Origin of the sequence: Streptomyces pinistramenti (assembly GCF_020564935.1) — a bacterium.
Classification (GTDB): Bacteria; Actinomycetota; Actinomycetes; order Streptomycetales; family Streptomycetaceae; genus Streptomyces; species Streptomyces pinistramenti.
This window is the reverse complement of the sequence record NZ_JAJCXB010000005.1, coordinates 1-23,741: the sequence shown is the minus strand read 5'-3', so window position 1 is coordinate 23,741 and position 23,741 is coordinate 1. Positions and strand designations below refer to the sequence as shown.

General features: G+C 67.6%; 17 protein-coding genes, 2 rRNA genes and 1 riboswitch. Of the genes, 4 read left to right on the top strand and 15 right to left on the bottom strand.

Going from position 1 to position 23,741, the window contains the following annotated elements; genetic code table 11:
* Positions 1-44: 44 nt before the first annotated feature.
* Positions 45-887: a CPBP family intramembrane glutamic endopeptidase gene (locus LIU39_RS05595; protein ID WP_372463812.1), complete on the bottom strand. Its 843-nt coding sequence runs from the start codon at positions 885-887 to the stop codon at positions 45-47.
* A gap of 182 nt (positions 888-1,069) precedes the next feature.
* On the opposite strand from LIU39_RS05595, the gene LIU39_RS05590 reads away from it, so the two are divergent.
* A complete protein-coding gene (locus tag LIU39_RS05590) occupies positions 1,070-2,851 on the top strand; it encodes a substrate-binding and VWA domain-containing protein (RefSeq protein WP_227045257.1) in 1,782 nt (593 codons plus the stop codon).
* A gap of 112 nt (positions 2,852-2,963) precedes the next feature.
* Here the strand turns inward: LIU39_RS05590 and LIU39_RS05585 are convergent, their stop codons facing one another.
* A complete protein-coding gene (locus tag LIU39_RS05585) occupies positions 2,964-4,508 on the bottom strand; it encodes a glutamate-cysteine ligase family protein (RefSeq protein ID WP_227045255.1) in 1,545 nt (514 codons plus the stop codon).
* A 537-nt stretch (positions 4,509-5,045) separates the two neighbouring features.
* Between LIU39_RS05585 and LIU39_RS05580 the strand changes: the two genes are divergently transcribed.
* Both LIU39_RS05580 and LIU39_RS05575 read left to right on the top strand, forming a co-directional pair.
* Positions 5,046-5,663: a hypothetical protein gene (locus LIU39_RS05580; RefSeq protein ID WP_227045254.1), complete on the top strand. Its 618-nt coding sequence runs from the start codon at positions 5,046-5,048 to the stop codon at positions 5,661-5,663.
* Positions 5,664-6,007: 344 nt separating this feature from the next.
* The gene (locus LIU39_RS05575) at positions 6,008-6,214 is read left to right on the top strand and encodes a DUF5999 family protein (RefSeq protein ID WP_308409344.1); all 207 of its coding nucleotides are present in this window, start codon (positions 6,008-6,010) and stop codon (positions 6,212-6,214) included.
* 70 nt (positions 6,215-6,284) lie between these two features.
* Here the strand turns inward: LIU39_RS05575 and gcvP are convergent, their stop codons facing one another.
* Positions 6,285-9,170, bottom strand: a complete 2,886-nt coding sequence (gene gcvP, locus LIU39_RS05570; RefSeq protein WP_227045250.1) for an aminomethyl-transferring glycine dehydrogenase — start codon at positions 9,168-9,170, stop codon at positions 6,285-6,287.
* Positions 9,171-9,355: 185 nt separating this feature from the next.
* Positions 9,356-9,453: riboswitch (glycine riboswitch) on the bottom strand.
* 114 nt (positions 9,454-9,567) lie between these two features.
* Here gcvP and LIU39_RS05565 point away from each other — a divergent pair.
* Positions 9,568-9,948: a PRC-barrel domain-containing protein gene (locus LIU39_RS05565; RefSeq protein WP_227045248.1), complete on the top strand. Its 381-nt coding sequence runs from the start codon at positions 9,568-9,570 to the stop codon at positions 9,946-9,948.
* Here the strand turns inward: LIU39_RS05565 and LIU39_RS05560 are convergent.
* The 12 genes from LIU39_RS05560 to LIU39_RS05505 all read right to left on the bottom strand — a co-directional run bounded on the left by LIU39_RS05560 (position 9,861) and on the right by LIU39_RS05505 (position 23,588).
* The gene (locus tag LIU39_RS05560) at positions 9,861-11,381 is read right to left on the bottom strand and encodes a DNA polymerase IV (RefSeq protein ID WP_227045246.1); all 1,521 of its coding nucleotides are present in this window, start codon (positions 11,379-11,381) and stop codon (positions 9,861-9,863) included. The genes LIU39_RS05565 and LIU39_RS05560 overlap by 88 nt on opposite strands.
* 66 nt (positions 11,382-11,447) lie before the next feature.
* Positions 11,448-12,053 (bottom strand): MerR family transcriptional regulator, encoded by a 606-nt coding sequence (locus LIU39_RS05555; protein ID WP_227045244.1) that lies wholly within the window; start codon positions 12,051-12,053, stop codon positions 11,448-11,450.
* 201 nt (positions 12,054-12,254) lie between these two features.
* Complete coding sequence (locus LIU39_RS05550) at positions 12,255-12,728, bottom strand: bifunctional nuclease family protein (RefSeq protein WP_006606439.1); 474 nt, start codon at positions 12,726-12,728, stop codon at positions 12,255-12,257.
* 53 nt (positions 12,729-12,781) lie between these two features.
* Positions 12,782-13,531 carry a transcriptional regulator FtsR gene (ftsR, locus tag LIU39_RS05545; RefSeq protein ID WP_227045242.1) on the bottom strand — a complete coding sequence of 250 codons (750 nt, stop codon included), beginning with the start codon at positions 13,529-13,531 and terminating at the stop codon, positions 12,782-12,784.
* A gap of 17 nt (positions 13,532-13,548) precedes the next feature.
* The gene (locus LIU39_RS05540; protein ID WP_227045461.1) at positions 13,549-14,409 is read right to left on the bottom strand and encodes an FHA domain-containing protein; all 861 of its coding nucleotides are present in this window, start codon (positions 14,407-14,409) and stop codon (positions 13,549-13,551) included.
* A gap of 118 nt (positions 14,410-14,527) precedes the next feature.
* Positions 14,528-15,556 (bottom strand): DUF881 domain-containing protein, encoded by a 1,029-nt coding sequence (locus LIU39_RS05535; RefSeq protein ID WP_227045240.1) that lies wholly within the window; start codon positions 15,554-15,556, stop codon positions 14,528-14,530.
* Positions 15,557-15,561: 5 nt separating this feature from the next.
* Positions 15,562-15,894 carry a small basic family protein gene (locus tag LIU39_RS05530; protein ID WP_003984969.1) on the bottom strand — a complete coding sequence of 111 codons (333 nt, stop codon included), beginning with the start codon at positions 15,892-15,894 and terminating at the stop codon, positions 15,562-15,564.
* On the bottom strand, positions 15,891-16,823 hold the full coding sequence (locus LIU39_RS05525) for a DUF881 domain-containing protein (protein ID WP_227045238.1): 933 nt from the start codon (positions 16,821-16,823) through the stop codon (positions 15,891-15,893). The genes LIU39_RS05530 and LIU39_RS05525 overlap by 4 nt, the downstream gene beginning before the upstream one ends.
* A gap of 75 nt (positions 16,824-16,898) precedes the next feature.
* Complete coding sequence (locus LIU39_RS05520) at positions 16,899-19,394, bottom strand: mannose-1-phosphate guanyltransferase (protein ID WP_227045236.1); 2,496 nt, start codon at positions 19,392-19,394, stop codon at positions 16,899-16,901.
* Between the two features lie 114 nt (positions 19,395-19,508).
* A complete protein-coding gene (gene clsA, locus LIU39_RS05515) occupies positions 19,509-20,120 on the bottom strand; it encodes a cardiolipin synthase ClsA (protein WP_227045234.1) in 612 nt (203 codons plus the stop codon).
* 155 nt (positions 20,121-20,275) lie between these two features.
* Positions 20,276-20,392: ribosomal RNA gene (gene rrf, locus LIU39_RS05510) — 5S ribosomal RNA — on the bottom strand.
* Between the two features lie 74 nt (positions 20,393-20,466).
* Positions 20,467-23,588: ribosomal RNA gene (locus LIU39_RS05505) — 23S ribosomal RNA — on the bottom strand.
* Between the last annotated feature and the right edge of the window lie 153 nt (positions 23,589-23,741).

Sequence of the window (23,741 nt, the reverse complement as noted above, 5' to 3'; positions counted from 1 at the left end):
CGGGACGGGGCGGCGGGCAGGCACCGCACCCGCCCGCCGCCCCGTCACAGCGTCGGCAGCCAGTCCACCCGGCCCGCCAGCAGCGCGTACCCGAGGAACGCCACGATGTCGATCAGGGAGTGCGCGACGATCAGCGGGCCGACCCGCCGCCAACGCCGGTAGAGCAGCACGAAGATCACGCCCATCACCATGTTGCCGACGAATCCGCCGATGCCCTGGTAGAGGTGGTACGAACCGCGCAGCACCGCGCTCGCCGCCAGCGCGGGCAGCGGCCCCCAGCCCAACTGCCCCAGCCGCCGCAGCAGATACCCGACGACGATGACCTCCTCCACCACGGCGTTCTGCACCGCCGAGGCGATCAGCACGGGCACTTTCCACCACACATCGGGCAGCGACTCGGGAACCACCGTGAGGTTGAATCCGGCCGCCCGCGCGCCCAGGTAGAGCACCAGACCGCACCCGCCCACGGCGGCGCCGAGCGCGGCGCCCGAGCCCAGGTCGAACCACGGCCTGCGCCGGTCGCATCCCAGCGTGCGCAGCCCGTCGGCCCTCTCCCGCAGCAGCAGGTGCGCCACCAGGAGGACGGGCACCAGCGCCGTCGCGATCCCGAAGAGCTGCCAGGCGAGATCCAGCCACGGCCGTCCGGGCGCGTGGGAGCCGTTGAGCGTCGCCGCCTGATCCTTGAGGCCACCGGGCCTGGTCACCGAGCCGACGAAGCTGATCAGCGCGGAGACCGCACTGGGGCCCAGCGAGAGAGCCAGCACGAGAAGCGTCTCGCTCCTCAGCACCCGCCGGGACGGGCCGTCGCCCGCCCCCGCATCACGTCCCGTACCCGGCCCCTCGCCCGGCACGTCCGCATCGGCCAAGGGGCTCGCGTCCGACTGCACAAATTCCTCCAATTCCACCACTTCCGCAATACCGCCACTGGACCACCGACGCCCCGCTAGGGTCGCCGCAGCAGGTACGAAGAGCGCGCGCGACAGGCCGGGGCGGGCGCCATCCACGTGGCGCGTTCCCCTCCCCCGCACATCCCGATCCAGCTCCGAGTGCCAGGAGAGGCGGTACCGCCATGGGACGTCACAGCTTGCCCGACGACTCTGCACCGGTCGGCACAGGGGGCCGCCGCCCCGGTACCCGCCGCCGCACCGTCGTCATCGCCACGGCCCTCGTCCTCACCGTCGCCGGCACCGTCGTCGCGCTGCGCAGCGGCCTGCTGCCGTTCGGCGCACCGTGCGGCGGCGACACGGTACGGCTCGACGTGGTCGCCTCCCCCGACATCGCCCCCGCACTCGACGAAGTGGCCGACCGGGCACGGAAGAACGAGACGCGTACGGATGGGAAGTGTCTGGACGTCAACGTCACGGCGCGGTCCGGTGGGGAGGTCGCCGACTCGCTCGGGCAACGCCCCGCCCGGTCCGAATTCCAGGTGTGGATACCCGATTCCCGCATCTGGTCGGACCGGGTCGGCGCCGAGGGCGGCACTCCGCTGACCGCCGGCGGAACCATCGCCTCCTCACCCGTCGCGCTGGGCGCCGTCCCGTCGGCCGCCAGGAAACTGGGCTGGCCGAAGAAGACGTACACCTGGTCGGGGCTGACCGAGGCCGCCACCAGCGGCGACGCACTGCGTCTCGGGATCGCCGATCCGGCCCGCAGCGCCACCGGGCTGCTCGCGCTGGCACGGATCGACGCCGCGCACACGAAGGGCGGCGACGGCGCCGCGGACCCCAGGACCGCCGCTACCGCCAAGATGCTCTACCAGCGGGTCGCGGACGGCGACGGGCAGGCGCTGGCCACCCTGCCGCGCGACGGATCCGGAGCAGAACTGGGCAATCCGCGCCGCAATCAGGCCCTGCTGCTCTCCGAACAGGCCGCGTTCACGCACAACACGAGCGCGGACGGCGGCCCGGACCTGAACCTCTTCTACCCCGAGGACAGCACCGCCCGGCTCGACTACCCGTACACCCTCGTCGACGAAGAAGAGCTGACCGCCGACCAGTCACGCGCCGCCGGCCGGTTCATGACCCTGCTGGACGGCACGGCCGGGCAGCGGGTGCTGCAGGCGCACGGCTTCCGGGCCGGCAACGGCGAGGCCGCCGGGCAGGTGATCCGGGCCGCGGGCGGGCACGCGCCGCAGCCGTTCACCGCCGAACAGGCCGATCCGCCGTCGGTCAAGGAGATCCAGGCGCTGCTGGGCATGTGGACGATCACGGTGCAGAGTGCCCGGATCGCCACGGTCGTGGACGCCTCGGCCTCGATGGCCGGCCAAGTGCCCGGCAGGGGCGGCCGGTCCCGGATGGAGCTGGCGAAGGATTCGCTGCTCCAGGCGCTGGCGACGTTCACACCCGAGGACGAGATCGGGCTGTGGAAGTTCGCCACCCTCCTCGACGGCGACAAGGACTACCTGGAGCTCTCCCCCACCACCCGGCTCGGCGACCGCGGCACGAGCGGCGGCACCCACCGCGACGAACTGGCCGCCGCCTTCCGCTCGCTGGCCCCCGTGCCCAACGGCGCCACCGGCCTGTACGACACCACGCTCGCCGCCTACCAGAAGGCCCGCGACACCTATGCGGAGGGCAAGTTCAACGCCCTGGTCGTCGTCACCGACGGCGCCAACGACGATTCCAGCAGCATCGGCCTCGACGCGCTGGTCACCAGGCTGAAGAAGCTCTCGGACCCGCAGCGGCCGGTGCCGCTGATCGCCATCGCGATCGGCCCGGAAGCCGACAAGTCGGCCCTGGACCGCATCGTGGCGCCGACCGGCGGCTCGGCACACCGGGTCAGCGACCCTTCGCAGATCCACGAGGTGATCCTCAAGGCCATCATCACGGCGGGCAGCACGGGACCGGAGTAGCGCGCCCCCGGGCGCCCGAAGCCCGGCGCCCGGAAGAACTCCCGCTCCCGGCAACGCCCGCCCGGGACGCCGCCCCACCTGCCGGGCAGGGGGCGCCCCGAGCGGGCCGCGGTCAGCGGGGCCCGGCCGGGCGGCGCGCCCCCGGAACGGTGCCCTCCGCGACGGGCCAGGCGACCGGCCAGGTGTGTACCGGATCGCCGGCCTGCATCAGCTCGCCGTAGCGGCGGGTCATCGCGGCCAGCGCCGCGTCCCGCTCCAGCCCCTGGTGCACGGCGTGGCGGTACGCGGCAACCTGCCAGGAGGCACCGTTGATCCGGCGTGCGCAACGCTGCTCGATGATCCCCAAATACCGGTCACGGTCGGCCGGTTCGACCCCCCACGCGTCCAGCCCCGCGGCGGCCAGCGGCAGCAGTTCCTGGCGCACCAGCCGCACCACCGGGATCTCCGCGATGCCGCCCCGCCCCGGCCGGGGCCAGCGCAGGCGTGCGTCGATCCCGTACCGGCAGGCGGCGTCGAAGTTCTCGGCCGCCGCGGCGAACGGCAGCCGCGTCCACACCGGACGGGGCTCATCGGCCAGCGCGCGCACCAAGCCGTAGTACAGCGCGGTGTTGGCGATGACGTCGGCGACGGTCGGCCCGGCGGGCAGCACGCGGTTCTCGACCCGGAGGTGCGGCACGCCGTCGGCGACCGCGTAGACCGGCCGGTTCCAGCGGTAGACGGTGCCGTTGTGCAGCACCAGTTCCGCCAGGTCGGGAATCCCGCCGTGCTCCAGGACGGCCAGCGGCTCCTGCGTCCCGCAGATCGGCAGCAACGGCGGGAAGTAGCGGACGTTCTCCTCGAACAGCTCGTACGCGGAGTCGACCCAGCGCTCGCCGAACCAGGTGCGCGGGCGCACTCCTTGGGCCTGGAGTTCGGGCGGCCGGGTGTCGGTGGCCTGCTGGAAGACCGGCGGCCGCGACTCCTGCCACAGCTCACGGCCGAAGAAGAACGGCGAGTTGGCACCGATGGCCACCTGTACCGCGGCGATGGCCTGCGCCGCGTTCCAGACGGCGGCGAAGCGGCCCGGCGTCACCTGGAGATGCAGTTGGACGGAGGTGCAGGCCGCCTCGGGCGCGATCGACGGCGACCGGGCCACCAGCCGCTCGACGCCCTGGATATCGAGCGCGAAGTCCTCGCCACGGGCCGCGCGCATCTGGTCGTTGAGCAGGACGTAGCGGTCGATCTCGGAGAGGCTGGCAACCGTGAGATCCGCCGAGTGCAGCGTCGGCAGAATGCCGATCATCACGATGTGGGACGCCACTTCGCCGGCTTTTCGGTCCGCGTAGGCGAGGCCGGTACGGAGTTCCTCGGCAAGGTGGTCGAGTACCTGTCCGTGCAAACGGTGCGGCGCGATGTTCACTTCGAGGTTGCACCGGGCGAGTTCGGTCTGGAAATCCCGGCTCGCGATACGTTCCAGCACCTGCGAGTTCATCATCCTGGGCAGCCCGTCGGCGTCGGCAAGATTCAGCTCGATCTCCAGCCCGACGAGATTTTTCGGGCGATCGAACCGTTTCTCACCCAAGAGCCTCGACAACGCCTCAAGGCACTCGTGAAGCTTTCTTCGATAACGCTCCCGGTCCGCCAGGCCGATGTCGTCCGCGGCGACCTTCTCCCCCATCGAAGGGTCCTTCCTCAAGTGAACGGCCCGCGGCAACGGGCCGCTCGGGGCCGTCCCCGGCACCGCCGGGGCACGCGTCACGGTCGATGATGCCCCGCAATCTGATCAATAACGCCTCAACGGCTTCCGGTTACCGATAGGCTGAAGCGACAGAGCACACTGGCACATTCCAATGGCACATCACTGCGGCAATCACTGTCGGCATTTCTCCGGTGAGAAACGCCGACAAGATCCGGCCTACCGTGCACGAGAGGAATGACGAGGTGCCGTGAACGGCCCCCGCGCAAAGAGGTGGAAAACACCTCTCCCGCGGGTCCTGTTTTCGCCTTGCCGTAAATTCACGAAACAGCTAGCGGAAACACCGATTGAACAAGTGTCGTATAAACTTCGCTGACGAGGCAGAGACTTGGTGCCCAGTGTCGCGTTGCCCGCATCTGCGCTGAGCACAGCGTCCGGCCAGGCTCTGACCCCGCACGCTGACAGTGCCGTCCGCGTTTGCCTGCACCACCGTGTCTCCCAAGTGAGAGGCGACCCACCATGCCGCTGCATATCCCTGCCGCACCCCCGCCCGCCCTGCGCAGCGTTCTCGCCGCCCTCGGCTCGCCCACCGCCGTCCGAGAGGCCCGCACCGCCGCACTGCGCTCCCACCAGGGCCCGCTGAGCGCCGACCAGCCGCTCCCCGTCCACGTCCTGAGCGGCATCGGCCAGGCCGGCGGCCCGCCGCACACCCGGCTGGCCGGCTGGCGGTTCCTGGTACGCGGCGGCGAGCGCCCGGTCGGGGCCGCCGAGGCCCGGCTCACGGCGGACGGCTGGACGTTCTCGCACTTCTGCGGCGGCCCCTACGTCACCGCGACCGAACAGGCCCTGCTCCAGGCCGAGTCACTCACCGCCGCATACCAACCGCGCCTGCTCTCCGTGCCCGAGCTGTACATGGTCACGCTGTGGCTGCACCACGACATCGCATCCGACGGCACCACCGGACTGCCCGCCGCGGGCGACCTGTTGGTGCCGCTCGCGCCCGCGCCGCCCGGCATCGCCGCCCATCTCCCGCAGCGGGTCGCCGACTTGCTGCCGCGACTCACCCACCGCCTCACCCCCACTCCCCTCCTCGGCTCGACGACACTCGACTCCCCGGCCCTCGGCTCGACCGCCTGACCCGGCGCGCCGGCACCGCGCGCCCCGAACCGAACACGGCGCACGCCGTCGCACAGCCGAGCGCCCCGCGAGCCCTGCCGGCCGCGGGGCGCTCGGCTGTGCCACCCGCGCGGGGCGGACCGCCGCTATCACTACCAACACCCGTCGGAGGGGGCGCATTTGGGAGCAACCGCCCGCACGGGTGACACGTCCCTATCGAGTGCGCATCACTGCGGCGAAATCCCTGCGGAATCCCGTCCGCAGGGCAACACTGGGTCCGACCGAAGGAAACGGGGGAAGCGGCCATGACCATTTCATCGCGCCGCACAACGACGTTCACCACACCGCAGCGAAAGACAACATCCATGTGTCAGCACCAGCCGCCCTGCCCGTCAGCCGAATCCACCGACCGGGAAGCCGCGCATCCGGTGGCCCACCACCCGGAACAGGGGTGGAGCCTGCTGTGCAACGGCGTCCTCCTCTTCGAGGACACCGGTGAGCTTCTGCCGGACGGACAGGTCATCGCGCCGCACCGGCCGATCGGCGGATCACGGCTCGCCACCACGGTCTGACCCGCAGCACCCGCGGAAACCACGGGGCCCCCGGCAGAATGCCGAGGGCCCTTCTTGCTGCGCCGGAACGTCAGCTGTCGTAATCCTCCATCGGCGGGCAGGAGCAGACGAGATTGCGGTCACCGAAGGCACCGTCGATGCGGCGCACCGGCGGCCAGTACTTCTCCGCCGCCACGACACCGGCCGGGAAGACGGCCTCCTCGCGGGTGTAGCCGTGGTCCCAGTCGCCACCCAGCGCGCTCGCCGTGTGCGGGGCGTTGCGCAGCGGGTTGTCGTCCTTGTCCCACTCCCCCGAGCCGACCTTCTCGATCTCCGCGCGGATCGCGATCATCGCGTCGCAGAAGCGGTCCAGCTCGCCGAGGTCCTCGCTCTCGGTCGGCTCGATCATCAGCGTGCCGGCCACCGGGAACGACATCGTCGGCGCATGGAAGCCGTAGTCGATGAGCCGCTTGGCGACGTCGTCGATGCTGACGCCGGTCGCCTTGGTCAGCGGCCGGACGTCGATGATGCACTCGTGCGCGACCAGCCCGCCGGGACCGGTGTAGAGCACCGGGTAGTGCGGCTCCAGACGCTTGGCGATGTAGTTGGCGCCCAGGACCGCGACCTGGGTGGCGCGCTTGAGGCCCTCGCCGCCCATGAGCCGGACATACGCCCAGGAGATCGGCAGGATGCCGGCCGAGCCCCAGGGAGCGGCGGAGATCGGGCCGACACCGGTCTCCGGGCCCGCGGCGGGCTGCAACGGGTGGTTCGGAAGGTACGGCGCCAGGTGGGCGCGGACGCCGACCGGGCCGACACCGGGACCACCGCCGCCGTGCGGGATGCAGAAGGTCTTGTGCAGGTTCAGGTGCGAGACGTCCCCGCCGAACTTTCCGGGCTCGGCGAGGCCCACCAGCGCGTTGAGGTTGGCACCGTCGACGTAGACCTGGCCGCCCGCATCGTGCACCGCCGCGCAGATCTGGGTGATGTGCTCCTCGAAGACGCCGTGCGTCGAGGGGTAGGTGACCATCAGGACCGCCAGCTCGTCACCGTGCTTCTCGATCTTGGCATGCAGATCGTCGGTGTCGACCTCACCGTCCGCGCCGGTCTTCACGACGACGACCTTCATCCCGGCCATCACGGCACTGGCGGCGTTGGTGCCGTGCGCGGAGGACGGGATCAGGCAGACGGTGCGCTGCTCGTCGCCGTTGGCCCGGTGGTACGCCCGTACGGCCAGCAGGCCGGCGAGTTCGCCCTGGGAGCCGGCGTTGGGCTGGATGGACACCTTGTCGTAGCCGGTGACCGTGGCCAGCCGCGCCTCCAGCTCCTGGATCAGCGTGAGGTAGCCCTGTGCCTGGTCGACCGGGGCGAACGGGTGCAGCTGGCCGAACGCGGGCCAGGTGACCGGCTCCATCTCCGTCGTGGCGTTCAGCTTCATCGTGCAGGAGCCGAGCGGGATCATGCCGCGGTCCAGCGCGTAGTCCTTGTCCGAGAGGCGGCGCAGGTAGCGCAGCATCGCGGTCTCGGAACGGTGCTGGTGGAAGACCGGGTGACCGAGGTATCCACTGGTCCGCCGCAGCCCTTCGGGCAGCGCCTCGGCAGCCGCCGCGTCCAGCTCCTCGACGTCGCCCCGAACACCGAACGCACCCCAGACACCGGCCAGCTGCGCGCGGCCGGTGGTCTCGTCACACGCGATGCCGACGAGATCGCCATCGACCAGACGGAGATTGACGCCGGCCTCGCGGGCCGCGGCCACGACCTCGGCGGCCCGGCCGGGCACCCGCGCGGTGAGAGTGTCGAAGTACGCGTCGTGCACGATCTCCACGCCGCCGGCCTTCAGGCCCGCGGCGAGAATCGCGGCGTAGCGGTGGGTGCGCCGGGCGATGTCCGCCAGCCCGTCCGGCCCGTGGTAGACCGCGTACATGCCCGCCATGACGGCCAGCAGCACCTGCGCGGTGCAGATGTTGCTGGTGGCCTTCTCGCGGCGGATGTGCTGCTCACGGGTCTGCAGCGCCAGGCGGTAGCCCTTGTTGCCCTCGGCGTCGACGGACACCCCCACCAGCCGTCCAGGCAGACTGCGGGCGAACTTCTCCCGTACCGCCATGAACCCGGCGTGCGGCCCACCGAAGCCCATCGGGACGCCGAAGCGCTGGGTGGTGCCGACCGCGATGTCCGCGCCCAGCTCACCGGGCGAGGTGAGCAGCGTCAGGGCCAGCAGGTCGGCGGCGACGGTGACCACCGCGCCCATCTCCTGCGCCTGCGCGATGAGGGCGCGCGGGTCGCGGACCGCGCCGGAGGCTCCGGGGTACTGAAGCAGCAGGCCGAAGACACCGCGCTCGGCGACCTCGGCGGGGATGCCGCCACTCAGATCGGCGACGACGACCTCGACGCCGGTCGGCTCGGCGCGGGTCCTGATGACGGCGATGGTCTGCGGCAGACAGTCCGCGTCAACCAGGAAGACGCCCTGCTTGACCTTGCCGACGCGACGGGAGAGCGCCATGGCCTCGGCCGCGGCAGTGCCCTCGTCCAGGAGCGAGGCTCCGGAGGTCGGCAGTCCGGTCAGGTCGGCGACCATGGTCTGGAAGTTGAGCAGCGCCTCCAGGCGGCCCTGCGAGATCTCCGGCTGGTAGGGCGTGTACGCCGTGTACCAGGCGGGGTTCTCCATGACGTTGCGCAGAATCACCGGCGGGGTGAACGTGCCGTGGTAACCGAGGCCGATCATCGGGGACAGGACCTCGTTGCGGTCGGCGAGACCGCGCAGTTCCGCCAGTACCTCCGCCTCGGAACGGCCCTGCGGCAGGTCCAGCGCCTCCGCGCTCTTGATCACATCGGGCACGGCGGCCGCGGTCAGCTCGTCCAGCGAGCCGAACCCCACCTGCGCGAGCATCTTGGCCTGCGACGCGTGGTCGGGGCCGATGTGCCGCTGCTCGAAGGGCGTACCGCGCTCCAGCTCGGTCAAGGAGATGCGTTTGGTGGTCATCTGCGGGGGCCTCCTGGTCTCACGACCTACGAGGGGCACCACGGCACTGGTGCCCGGACGGCCTCCCCCTCTGTCATCTCAACCTGAGAGCTTCACCGGTCCGCACCCGCGGCCCGGCTTTCACCGTCGGTGAGGAGGGGTTCCGCGCTGCATCGCCCGTGGCCCGCCCTGCTTTCCAGAGTGACCTCACCCATGCGGTACGTGTGCCTGAGAGATTCCGGGGAGGATTTGCTCCTTCGGCGCCCCCGCCGCGAACGGCAAAGGACTCTCCCGCACGGGGTCTGCGGCCATTTGCCAGCCTACCAGCGCGCCACCTGAGAGATCCTTCGAGTGGCCGAGGCATGAAATGTGCCGTTTGGTAGTTGCCACAAGGCAGTTGCGACCAGTTGGAGGGGCCGTGCAAACCGATATCGATCCCCGGAGTCTGATCGGCCGCAAGGCATTCGACCGCCATGGAACCAAAATCGGCACCGTGGACGAGGTGTATCTCGACGATGCGACCGGAGAGCCGGAGTGGGCCGCGGTACGCACGGGTCTCTTCAGCCGCGACGCCTTCGTCCCCCTGGAACCCAGCAAGGTGGTCGACGACGGGCTGCACATCCCGTACGACCGCAAGCTGATCAAGGACGCCCCGGACTTCGGAGTCGGCCGGCACCTCTCCCCTGAACAGGAACTCCAGCTCTACCACCACTACCGGCTGGATATCTCCTCCCCTCCCGACTCCCCAAGCGCCCCCGCCGACAAGAACTTCGGACGGGTGGCCGGAACGGACGACTGAGACGCCGGCCCACCATCCGCCTCCGGGTGCCCCACGGGCCCCACCGCAGCGCCCGGCAGCTGCGCGGCCGGATCCCCGCCCACCAACGGCAGGGGCTCCCCCGGCCGCAGCGCCGGATCGTCGATGGCGAAGGTCCGCACCCTCCCTGGCGCCGACCAGGGCTGCTCGAACCGTACGGTCACCCGCCCCACGCCGCTGCCCTGCACCCACCCCGCGCCGAACTCCTCGTGGACCACGTCGATCCCGGGGTGCCAGACGCGCGGCTGCGCCTCCTCGGCCGGCTCGGCCTCGCCCGGCCCCGCCGTCTCCACCGCAGGCGCGGCCTGAGCTGCCAGAGCCGCTTCCGCGGCTTCCCGCTCCGTCGCGGCCTGGGCGAACAGGTCCTCCTGCGTGAAGTCGGCCAGGCCGCTCACCCCCACCCCGAGCAGCCGCACCCCGCCCGTGGTATCGACGGTCTCCAGCAGCCGGGTGGCGGCCTCGCGCACCACCGACGGATCGTCCGTCGGCCCGCGCAGCGTCTCCGAGCGGGTCAGCGTCGAGAAGTCGTAGTTCCGCACCTTGATCACCACCGTGCGCCCGGACCGGCCGGCCGCCCGCAGCCGCTGCACGCAACGGTCGGCCAGCCGCAGCAGCTCCGCCCGCACCCGCGTCCGGTCGGTCAGGTCGACATCGAAGGTGTCCTCGACCGACACCGACTTCGCATCGCGCTCGGCCACCACCGGACGGTCGTCCCGGCCCAGCGCCATCGCGTACAGCCCGGCCCCGTGCGCCCGGCCCAGGAGCCGCACCAGCTCGGCCTCACCCGCCTCGGCGGTCTCGGCCACCGTCGCGATCCCGGCCCGGCGCAGCGCCTCGGCAGTCGCCGGACCGACCCCGGGCAGCGTGCGCACCGGCATCGGCCCCAGCAGCTCCCGCTCGGTGCCCGGCTCGATCACCACCAGGCCGTCCGGTTTGGCCGCCTCCGACGCGATCTTGGCCAGCATCTTGGCGCCCGCCAGCCCCACCGAACCGGTCAGCCCCGTGACGGCCCTGATGTCCCGCCGCAGCTGCTCCCCCACAGCCCGGACGGCCGCCGTCTCGGCAGCGACACCACCGGCCTCCAGATCGACGAACGCCTCGTCCAGGCTCAGCGGCTCGACCAACGGCGACAGCTCGTGCAGCAGCTCCATCACCAGGTCACTCACATGGCGGTAGACCGTGAAGCGCGGACTCAAGTAAGCCGCGTTGGGGCACAGCCGACGCGCCTGGGCGGTCGGCATCGCGGACCGCACCCCGAAAACACGCGCTTCGTACGACGCCGTGGAAACGACTCCGCGCGGCCCGATCCCGCCGACGACCACGGGCTTCCCGCGCAGGCTCGGCTTGGCCGCCTGCTCGGCGGCCGCGAAGAACGCATCCATGTCGAGATGCAGAATCGTCGGCGCTGGTCTCACAAGACCGATGCTGCCGCATACCACTGACAATCGGCCCCGCACCGGGCCGCGGGACCGTCTGCCGGGTCAGCCGGCGCGGTTACGCCGCCGGGCCAGCTCGTCGTGCGGGTTCTGCCCGATCAAGGTCTCGCCGGTGTCCACCCGCTCACCGTGCAGCTGCGACAGCGTGCTCTCCACGTCCCGCCACACCACACCGATGGCGATACCGAACACGCCCTGCCCGCCCTGGAGCAGGTCGACGACCTGATCGGGTGAGGTGCACTCGTAGACGGTCGCGCCATCGCTCATCAGCGTCATCCGCGTCAGATCGGCCAGCCCGCGCGAGCGCAGGTGCTGCACAGCGGTGCGGATGTTCTGCAACGAGACACCGGTGTCGAGCAGCCGCTTCACGATCTTCAGGACGACGACGTCGCAGAAGCTGTAGAGCCGCTGGGTACCCGAGCCGTAGGCGGGGCGGACCCTGGGCTCGACCAGGCCCGTACGCGCCCAGTAGTCGAGCTGCCGGTAGGTGATGCCGGCTGCGGCGCACGCGGTCGGACCGCGGTAGCCGATGGTCTCCGCCTCGCGGCCCCCCGGCACCGCCGCGGTCTGTACCGGGGTGCGGTTCACCGCCACATTCGAATGGAGCGGCAACGCCCCTTCCGCCGCCGTACCGTCGCCGGTGATTGCCACGCCGCCCTCCGTCCTCCACGTCCCGGACGGGACCTGCATATCGACGGTATGCAGTCACTCGGGGTGCGTCAACGATCGCCGCGCTCGCCACGCCGAGTGATAATCACCCTACGAGTGGTTTCCCGTGACTACGGACGGGGAACGCGTAGCAGGTTGGCCGAAAGAGAACGGCCGTGGCCGGATCATCCGGCCCGGCCGCTGTCACTGGCTGTTGGTACCGAAATCCTCGGGCGAGATCTGGTCGAGGAACTCGCGGAACTTCTCCACCTCGTCCTCCTGCTCGTCCGGGATCGCGATGCCCGCGTCGTCCAGCACACCGTCGGTACCGAAGATCGGCGTTCCGGTGCGCAACGCCAGCGCTATCGCGTCGGACGGACGCGCACTGACCTCCACACCGCTGGCGAAGACCAGTTCGGCATAGAACACTCCCTCGCGCAGATCCGTGATGCGGACCTGCGTCAGCTCCTGGCCCACCGCCTCCAGCACGTCCTTGAAAAGGTCATGCGTCAGCGGCCTGGCAGGGACCATTCCCTGCTGGGCAAAAGCGATAGCGGTGGCCTCCCCCGGCCCGATCCAAATGGGCAAGTAGCGGTCGCCTCCCACCTCCCGCAGCAGCACGATCGGTTGGCTGGAAGGCATTTCCACCCGGACACCCACGACGTCGAGCTCGTTCACACAGCAACCCTAGGACGTGCCTGGCAGGTTTGGGTAGTCGGGCACTCTTTTGCTCACTGGAGACGGACCCGAAGCGCAGTCTGGACGAGTGCCGCGTGCAGCCGTACGGACAGCGTCGCCAGCTCTCTCGCGGTGGCCTCCGCATGCGCCCTGGTCTGCGGATTGCGATGCCGCCGCAAGGGTGCGACGACCTGCTCCACCAGGCCGGCCTCGCGTTCGGCAGCCGCCTTCACGGCCCGCAGATGGCGCGGTTCCAGTCCGAAACGGCCGAGATCCGCCACCAGTTTGGCCACCGTCACCGCCTCGACGTCATAACCGCCGTCCGCATCGGGCACGATCAGCCCGTACGCCTCCCAGTCGGTCAGCGCGGCCTCGTCGACCTCGGCGGCCGCCAGCAGCTCCGCGCGGCCGATCCGGACCGCCGTGGGGCGCTCCTCGTCGGGCCCGTGCACCCCGTCCACCAGATCCCGGGACGGAGTGGTGGGAGCCGGGAGCTGGACCCGCTCACCGCGCTCCAGGGCGTCCAGATGCTCCCGGATGACCTTCAGCGGCAGATAGTGGTCCCGCTGCATGCGCAGGATGCTCGCCAGCCGCTCGACATCCTGGGCGGTGAATTTGCGGTACCCGGACGGTGTACGCGTCGGCTCGACAAGTCCCTCGGCCTCCAAGAAACGGATCTTGGAGATCGTGACCTCGGGAAATTCCTCGCGCAGCACGTTGAGCACCGCACCGATGCTCACCGGCTTGCCGTCCGAAGAGGCGGTGCCGGACGTACCGGCACCGCCTGTCGGTGTATGACGCATATACCTTCCCCGGCCGGTCAGATACCGGCGCCTCGCTGGCTCGCGTAGAAGACCAGGCGGTACTTGCCGATCTGCACCTCATCGCCGTTGGCAAGGGCGACGGAGTCGATCCGCTCACGGTTGACGTAGGTACCGTTGAGGCTGCCGACATCGGAGACCGTGAAGACACCGTCCTGGCCACGACGGAACTCCACATGGCGGCGGGAGACCGTCACATCGTCGAGGAAGATGTCGCCCTGCGGATGCCGACCCGCCGTGGTCAGCTCACCGTCCAGGAGGAACCGACTGCCGGAGTTCGGCCCCCGGCGCACAACCAGCAGCGCCGAGCCCAACGGCAGGGCGTCCACGGCCGCCTGGGCCTCGGGGGACAACGACGGGGTCAGGGTCTGGCCCGTCGCCTCCGCGTCGTACGCCTCAAGGCCCGAGATGGAAATGGTCGATGTCGTCTCGGATGCGCGCTCGGGCCGGGCCCCCGCGCGCAGCGGCGCACCGCAGTTGGAACAGAACCGGCTCGCCTCGGCGTTCCGGTGACCACACCTCGTACAAACCGGCAAGGCCGACCCTCCATCCGTGCCCGACGTCGACGGATCCTGGGAACCTATGCGGACGGAACCGGAAGGGTCAACAGAACCCGCGCCATGGCCCCCGGAAACACCACCGGCCGGACCCGCGACCTCGTCACGGAAGAGCGGACGGTCCTCGCCGGTACCGCTCTCGTCGGGCTGGCGCGGAGCGCGGTGCCGCGCCGAGCCGCTGCCGCCCTCCTGGCGTGCGCTCTTGCCGAACAGCTTTGCAAACAACTTCACGGGCGATTCCCCTTGAACGAAACAGACCCGCCCGTGGGGCAGGACGAACCCTCGATGCACACACCGGCCGATCCGGACATCCTGTGAACGTCCGTGGCCTTCAGACAGTTTCCACCACGCACCACGTACACGGTGCGTCGACCCCCCGCTACCTCATGCCCTCCCCGGGCTCTCCCCATACGCATCTCTCTCACTGCGATGACGACCGAGCGTAGTCAGGCCGCTTCGCCTCTCGCAAGGCGTCCACAATGATCTTCCCCACTCGGGTCACAGACACCGTGGCCTGCTCCTTCTCCAGCGTCTGCACCACGCCGCCAGGGATGTTGAGCGCCGGCTCCAGATCCTGCGGCTTGCCGATGACCTTGAACCGGTACGGCTGCGTGACGCGCTTGCCGTCGATCTGCACCCCGCCCCTGACATCCGAAAGAGCGGTGTTCGCGACCACCCGTACATCATTCACCTGGATCGCCTCGGCGCCGGCCGCACGCAACTCCTGGATGGTGTCCAGCAACTTGTCCGCCTCCACGGAGTGCGTCGAGTCGTCGATGGTCAGATTGATGCCGGGCCCCTGGGCCGCGACGGTCCCGGCCAGCACGCCCAGCTGCTGTTCCTTCTCCACGGTCTGCTTGCGGGCCTCCTCGGCCTGGTTCGAGCTGTTCTCCAACTCGGTCTTCTGTCCCTCCAGGCGCCGCTGTTCGTCCGTCAACCGCTGCGAGCGATTGTCCAGTTCGTCCAGGATCCGCACCAGGTCCTCCTGGCGCGCGCCCCGCAGCGCACTGCTGTCACTCGTGGAACGTACCTGAATCGCCAGGCCGAGGCCGAGAATGAACAGGAGTACCGCAACGATCAGTTGAGCACGGGTCAGCCGCGGCGGCCACAGGCTGGCACGCAGCCGCTGCCGACCGGTCTCCGGCTTCTCCGGAGCCCTACCCTCCGCTTCCGTATCCGCCGGTGCCTGCGCCGAGAGGGCGGGAACGTCCTCATCGGCTGCCCTGGCAGCCGGTTCACCGTCCCCGTCCCAGCCCTCCGCACGCTCGTCCGCACCGTCCCGCCGCGGAACGTCACGGCTCTCGGGAGGCATCGGCCGCCGGTCCGCCGCACCGCGCGCCGGCTCCGCATCCGTCGCACGCTCCCGCCCGGGAGTGTCATCGGACTGCGGGCTCTCGCCGCCGCCGGGCTGCTGCGGCCGCTCCGGCTCCGGAGTCTCGTCGGTAGCCATCCGCCTCACGCCCTGAAGACGTGCCGGCGGATCGCGGCAGCGTTGGAGAAGATCCGGATACCCAGCACCACGACGACACCCGTGGAGAGTTGGGCGCCGACGCCGAGCTTGTCGCCGAGGAACACGATCAGCGCAGCCACCACGACGTTCGACAGGAAGGAGACGACGAAGACCTTGTCGTCGAAGATGCCGTCGAGCATCGCGCGCAGACCGCCGAACACGGCATCCAGCGCCGCGACGACAGCGATGGGAAGGTAGGGCTCGACCACCGTCGGCACCACGGGTCGGACCACAAGCCCGACCACGACTCCCACGATGAGGCCCAGTACGGCGATCACGATGTGCCCTTCCCTGTGTCGGCGCCGTCCGCCTTCGCGGCACCGGCCTGCGGCTGTGCTGTACGTACGATCAAACTGGGAGCGGGCGGCAGCTTGACCTCGCTCTCCGCGGAAATCCTGGTGCGCACGCCGTAGTTCTCCTGCAGCACATGCAGATACCGGCCGTCTGCGCTGTCCTGGAACGCAGTGCTGAGCCGCTGCCCGTCCCCCACCGCCAGCACCGTATAAGGCGGCACCAGTGGCTTGTTGTCGACCAGTATGGCCTCTCCCGCGGCTCTGATCGCCGAGAGTGACGTAAGCCGCTGCCCGTTGACGGAAATCGCCTCGGCCCCGGACTGCCACAGGCCGTTGACCACCCGCTGCATATCCCGGTCGCGCACCCGGCCGGTGTCCGTGAAACCACTGCTCTCCCGGGGGCCGTCGCCACTGGACGCCGCATCCTTGGCATCGTCCACGACCAGCTTCACCCCGGGGCCGGTGACCTGCGTCGAGCCGGCCAGCAGCGCCAGCAGCTCGGCCTTGTCACCACCGTGCTTGCGCAGCGCCTCACGCTGCATCGCATCGACGGAATCCCGCAGCGCATCCACCCGCTCCTGCTGCTCGTCGGCCTCGCCGGTGCCCTTCTGGATGCGGTTGACGAGCTCTTCGTGCTCCTTGGCCAGCGTCGGCGCCGACACCCGCGCCTGCGCGGCACCGACCGTCACCACCACCGCCGCGAGCACCAGGCCCGCCGTAAGACCCAACTTCGCCCGCAGCGTACGGGGCAGGCCACGCACACCGGCTGCGGACTGGCGCGCGGCGGCCTCCGCGTAACCGTCGTCGAGGCTGTGATCCATCACGTTGGTCAGCAGCGACATGGACGCATCGGGGCGCGCAGCCGGCTTCTTGGTGGTGCTCCGATCGGGGCGCTGCTGCGACATGCCGCACATCGTCGCACGTCGCCCGCATGGTCTCCCAATGGCCCCACCGGCATACCGAATCCGGCACGCCGGTGGGGCCCGGGGTCAGCGCCCGGCGCCGTCGACCACCGCGGACCACTCGTCCAGCAGCTGCTGGGCCGAAGCGTCGTCCGGCCCCTCGGCCCACAGATGCGTGACCGCCTCGGCGGGATCGGGCAGCACCAGCACCCAACGGCCGTCCGACTCGACGACCCGCACCCCGTCCGTGGTATCGACGGACCGATCGCCTGCCGCCTCGACCACGTGCCGCATGACCAGGCCCTTGACCGCCCACGGCGTCGCCAGATCACGGCCCTGGACGTGCGCACGCGGAATCCGCGCATCGATCTGGCTCAGCGTGAGCTGCGTACGGGCCACCAGACCGATCAGCCGCACGAACGCCGCCGAGCCGTCGAAGACGCTGCTGAACTCCGGGATGATGAAGCCGCCCCGGCCGTCCCCGCCGAAAATGGTGCCGTCCTCACGGCCCACCCGCGTCAGATCGTCCGGCGACGTCGTCGTCCACTCGACCTGAGTGCCGTGATAAGCGGCGACCTGCTCGGCGATACGGGTCGTCGTCACCGGCAACGCCACCCGGCCACTGCGCCGTTCCGCGGCGATCAGATCCAGCATCACCAGCAGCGCACGGTCGTCCTCGATGATCCGGCCGCGCTCGTCCACCAAGGACAGCCGCTCACCGACGGGGTCGAACCGTACGCCGAACGCGGCCCGCGCCGACGCCACGATCTCCCCGAGGCGGACCAGGCCCTTGCGCCGTGTGTCGACGGTCTCTGTCGGCCGCGACTCGTCCAAACCCGGATTGATGGTGAGGGAGTCCACCCCGAGGCGGCCCAGCAGGCTGGGCAGCACCAGCCCGGCACTGCCGTTCGACGCATCGACGACGACCTTCAGCCCGGACTCGCCGATCCCCGTGGTGTCCACGGCCCGCAGCAGGGATCCCGTGTACGAGTCGAAGACGCTGGACGGGAACCGCAGGTCACCGATCTCGCCCGGGAAGGCGCGGCGGTACTCCTGGCGGGCGTAGACGCGGTCGAGCTTGCGCTGGCCGGCCTGCGAAAGGTCGGCTCCACGCTCGTCGAAGAACATGATGTCGACGGAGTCCGGCACCCCGGGTGTCGTCCGCACCATGATCCCGCCCGCGCTGCCGCGGGCCGTCTGCTGCCGCGCCACCGGCAGCGGCACATTCTCCAGGTCGCGCACCTCTATGGCGCTGGCCTGGAGAGCAGAGATCACCGCGCGCTTCAGCGCCCGCGCACCACGGGAATGGTCGCGTGCGGTGGTGACCGTGGTGCCCTTCTTCAACGTCGTGGCATACGCCCCGGCGAGCCGCACCGCGAGTTCGGGCGTGATCTCGACGTTGAGGATTCCGGAAACCCCGCGGGCGCCGAACAGATGCGCCTGTCCCTTGGACTCCCAGATCACCGACGTGTTGACAAAAGCGCCGGCCTCGATGGTCTTGAACGGATAGACCCGCACATTGCCTTGAACGATGGATTCCTCGCCGACGAGACACTCATCGCCGATCACCGCACCGTCCTCGATCCGGGCGGCCCGCATGATGTCGGTGTTCTTGCCGATCACACACCCGCGCAGATTGGTGTGCCGGCCGATGTAAACGTTGTCGTGGACAACGGCCTTGTGCAGGAAGGCACCGCTCTTGACGACGACATTGGAACCGATGATCGTGTGCTCGCGGATCTCGACGTCCGCTTCGACCTTCGCGTAGTCGCCGATGTACAGCGGTCCTCTCAGAACGGCATCGGGATGGACCTCGGCGCCCTCGGCGATCCATACACCAGGGGAGATCTCGAAGCCGTCGAGATCAACGTCGACCTTGCCCTCCAGGACATCGGCCTGCGCCTTCACATAACTCTCGTGGGTACCGACGTCCTCCCAGTAGCCTTCGGCGACATAGCCGTAGATCGGCTTGCCTTCCTTCATCAGCTGCGGGAAGACGTCTCCCGACCAGTCCACGGAAACATCGGGCTGAACGTAGTCGAAGACATCGGGTTCCATGACGTAGATGCCCGTGTTGACAGTGTCCGAGAACACCTGGCCCCAGGTGGGCTTTTCCAGGAAACGTTCGACCTTGCCCGCTTCGTCGACGATGGTGATGCCGAACTCAAGCGGATTGGGCACCCTCGTCAGACAGACGGTGACGAGGGCGCCCTTCTCCTTGTGGAACCGGATCAGGTCGGTGAGGTCGAAGTCGGTGAGCGCGTCACCGGAAATGACGAGGAAAGCGTCATCCCGGAGAGCTTCCTCCGCATTCTTCACACTGCCTGCGGTGCCCAGAGGCTTTTCCTCATTGGCGTAGGTGAGCTCCATTCCGAGCTCTTCCCCGTCGCCGAAATAGTTCCGGACGAGCGAGGCAAGGAATTGCACAGTCACGACGGTCTCACTGAGACCATGCCGTTTCAGCAGCCTCAGCACATGCTCCATGATCGGCCTATTGGCCACAGGGAGCAGCGGTTTGGGCATGCTGGACGTCATGGGGCGAAGGCGTGTGCCTTCACCGCCGGCCATCACAACGGCCTTCATGTCGGAAGCGTCCTCCTCTAAGAGACGACGGTCTTGCCGACTTCACCCGTCCAGATCGCCCACTGTTCTCACGCACGGGCACCGGGTGGCACAGGTTTCGCCTGTTCGGCGAGCTCAGTCGGCTGTGGTGTCCGCCCTGATGATCCGGCGGACCTGAACCACGTAGAGGATTCCTGCCCACCAGTACAGCGCCGTACCCCATCCGGCGAACGCCCATCCGAAAATAGCAGCGAGAGTCTGAAGCCAGCCACTTCCCACACTCAAGAGGAGCAACGGGAAGGCGTACATGAGGTTGAACGTGGCTGCCTTGCCCAGGAAGTTCACCTGGGGCGGACCGTAACCGTGCCGGCCCAGGAATCCGACGGCGATCAGCAGCATGAGTTCACGCGCGAGCAGCGCCGCGGTGAGCCACCACGGCAGGATCTCCCGCCAGGTGAGTCCCACCAGGGTGGACAGGATGTAGAGCCTGTCGGCCGCCGGGTCGAGGATGCGCCCCAGGCTGCTGATCTGGTTCCAGCGGCGGGCGAGCTTTCCGTCCAGGTAGTCGCTGACGCCGCTCAGGGCAAGGACCAGCAGCGCCCAGCGGTTGGCCGACTCGGGCCCGCCGAATTCCGGCCACAGAATCAACCACAGGAACACCGGCACGCCGACCAGGCGCGCCATGCTCAGAATATTCGGGATGGTGAGGATGCGATCCGTCTGGACCCGCGTCTCCTGGACCTCCACGCGGGGGCCTCCTGTGGGAAATGTGCCAATGATGCCCCCTGACCTTACCTGCACGGCCGACGGCTCCGTACCGTGGGTCCGTTTCGGACTCCCCAGGAAATGCAGAAATGCCCCGCCGGGAACCGAAGTTCCCGACGAGGCATTCCACAAAAATTGTTCGGCGGCGTCCTACTCTCCCACAGAGTCCCCTCTGCAGTACCATCGGCGCTGAAAGGCTTAGCTTCCGGGTTCGAAATGTAACCGGGCGTTTCCCTAACGCAATGACCACCGAAACACTATGAAGTTGAACTCCAGCCGACAAGGCGAGTTCGTTACTTCAGAACCTACACAGTGGACGCGAGCAACTGAGGACAAGCCCTCGGCCTATTAGTACCAGTCAACTCCACCCGTTACCAGGCTTCCATATCTGGCCTATCAACCCAGTCGTCTACTGGGAGCCTTAACCCCTCAAGGAGGTGGGAGTACTCATCTCGAAGCAGGCTTCCCGCTTAGATGCTTTCAGCGGTTATCCTTTCCGAACGTAGCCAACCAGCCATGCCCTTGGCAGGACAACTGGCACACCAGAGGTTCGTCCGTCCCGGTCCTCTCGTACTAGGGACAGCCCTTCTCAATACTCCTACGCGCACAGCGGATAGGGACCGAACTGTCTCACGACGTTCTAAACCCAGCTCGCGTACCGCTTTAATGGGCGAACAGCCCAACCCTTGGGACCGACTCCAGCCCCAGGATGCGACGAGCCGACATCGAGGTGCCAAACCATCCCGTCGATATGGACTCTTGGGGAAGATCAGCCTGTTATCCCCGGGGTACCTTTTATCCGTTGAGCGACGGCGCTTCCACAAGCCACCGCCGGATCACTAGTCCCTACTTTCGTACCTGCTCGACCCGTCAGTCTCACAGTCAAGCTCCCTTGTGCACTTACACTCAACACCTGATTGCCAACCAGGCTGAGGGAACCTTTGGGCGCCTCCGTTACTCTTTAGGAGGCAACCGCCCCAGTTAAACTACCCACCAGACACTGTCCCTGATCCGGATCACGGACCCAGGTTAGACATCCAGCACGACCAGAGTGGTATTTCAACAATGACTCCACAACCACTGGCGTGATCGCTTCACAGTCTCCCACCTATCCTACACAAGCCGAACCGAACACCAATATCAAGCTATAGTAAAGGTCCCGGGGTCTTTCCGTCCTGCTGCGCGAAACGAGCATCTTTACTCGTAGTGCAATTTCACCGGGCCTATGGTTGAGACAGTCGAGAAGTCGTTACGCCATTCGTGCAGGTCGGAACTTACCCGACAAGGAATTTCGCTACCTTAGGATGGTTATAGTTACCACCGCCGTTTACTGGCGCTTAAGTTCTCAGCTTCACCAACCCGAAGATTGATTAACCGGTCCCCTTAACGTTCCAGCACCGGGCAGGCGTCAGTCCGTATACATCGCCTTACGGCTTCGCACGGACCTGTGTTTTTAGTAAACAGTCGCTTCTCGCTGGTCTCTGCGGCCACCCCCAGCTCACACTGCAAGAGTGATCACCGGAAATGGCCCCCCTTCTCCCGAAGTTACGGGGGCATTTTGCCGAGTTCCTTAACCATAGTTCACCCGAACGCCTCGGTATTCTCTACCTGACCACCTGAGTCGGTTTAGGGTACGGGCCGCCATGAAACTCGCTAGAGGCTTTTCTCGACAGCATAGGATCATCCACTTCACCACAATCGGCTCGGCATCAGGTCTCACCCTCAACATCATCCGGATTTACCTGGATAACGGGCTACACCCTTACCCCGGGACAACCACCGCCCGGGCTGGACTACCTTCCTGCGTCACCCCATCGCTTACCTACTACCACCTTGGACCGGCGGCTCCACCACGTCCCTTTGTCCGAAGACTCCAGGCCGGCTTCACGGCCTTAGCATTAATGGATTCGATACTGGGCGTTTCAAAGCGGGTACCGGAATATCAACCGGTTGTCCATCGACTACGCCTGTCGGCCTCGCCTTAGGTCCCGACTTACCCTGGGCAGATCAGCTTGACCCAGGAACCCTTAGTCAATCGGCGCACACGTTTCCCACGTGTGTATCGCTACTCATGCCTGCATTCTCACTCGTGAACCGTCCACAACTCGTTTCCACGGCTGCTTCACCCGGCACACGACGCTCCCCTACCCATCACGATCCCCGTTGGGGGTAATATCGCAATGACACGACTTCGGCGGTGTGCTTGAGCCCCGCTACATTGTCGGCGCGGAATCACTTGACCAGTGAGCTATTACGCACTCTTTCAAGGATGGCTGCTTCTAAGCCAACCTCCTGGTTGTCTCTGCGACTCCACATCCTTTCCCACTTAGCACACGCTTAGGGGCCTTAGTCGATGCTCTGGGCTGTTTCCCTCTCGACCATGGAGCTTATCCCCCACAGTCTCACTGCCGCGCTCTCACTTACCGGCATTCGGAGTTTGGCTAAGGTCAGTAACCCGGTAGGGCCCATCGCCTATCCAGTGCTCTACCTCCGGCAAGAAACACACGACGCTGCACCTAAATGCATTTCGGGGAGAACCAGCTATCACGGAGTTTGATTGGCCTTTCACCCCTAACCACAGGTCATCCCCCAGGTTTTCAACCCTGGTGGGTTCGGTCCTCCACGAAGTCTTACCTCCGCTTCAACCTGCCCATGGCTAGATCACTCCGCTTCGGGTCTTGAGCATGCTACTAAACGCCCTATTCGGACTCGCTTTCGCTACGGCTCCCCCACACGGGTTAACCTCGCAACATACCGCAAACTCGCAGGCTCATTCTTCAAAAGGCACGCAGTCACGACGTTGAATGCAAGCACTCAACGCGACGCTCCCACGGCTTGTAGGCACACGGTTTCAGGTACTATTTCACTCCGCTCCCGCGGTACTTTTCACCATTCCCTCACGGTACTATCCGCTATCGGTCACCAGGGAATATTTAGGCTTAACGGGTGGTCCCGCCAGATTCACACGGGATTTCTCGGGCCCCGTGCTACTTGGGTGTCTCTCAAACGAGCCGTTAATGTTTCAGCTACGGGGGTCTTACCCTCTACGCCGGACCTTTCGCATGTCCTTCGCCTACACCAACGGTTTCTGACTCGTCTCACACTCGGCAGAATGTGAAAAAGAGATCCCACAACCCCAACCACGCAACCCCTGCCGGGTATCACACGTGACTGGTTTGGCCTCATCCGGTTTCGCTCGCCACTACTCCCGGAATCACGGTTGTTTTCTCTTCCTGCGGGTACTGAGATGTTTCACTTCCCCGCGTTCCCTCCACACTGCCTATGTGTTCAGCAGCGGGTGACAGCCCATGACGACTGCCGGGTTTCCCCATTCGGACACCCCCGGATCAAAGCTCGGTTGACAGCTCCCCGGGGCCTATCGTGGCCTCCCACGTCCTTCATCGGTTCCTGGTGCCAAGGCATCCACCGTGCGCCCTTAAAAACTTGGCCACAGATGCTCGCGTCCACTGTGCAGTTCTCAAGCAACGACCAGCCACCCACCACCCCAACCCGAAGGCTGAGTACACTGGGGCCGGCATCGCGAAGGTCCAGACCATACAGTCCGTACCCTCAGATACCCAACAGCGTGCCCGACCCACTCAA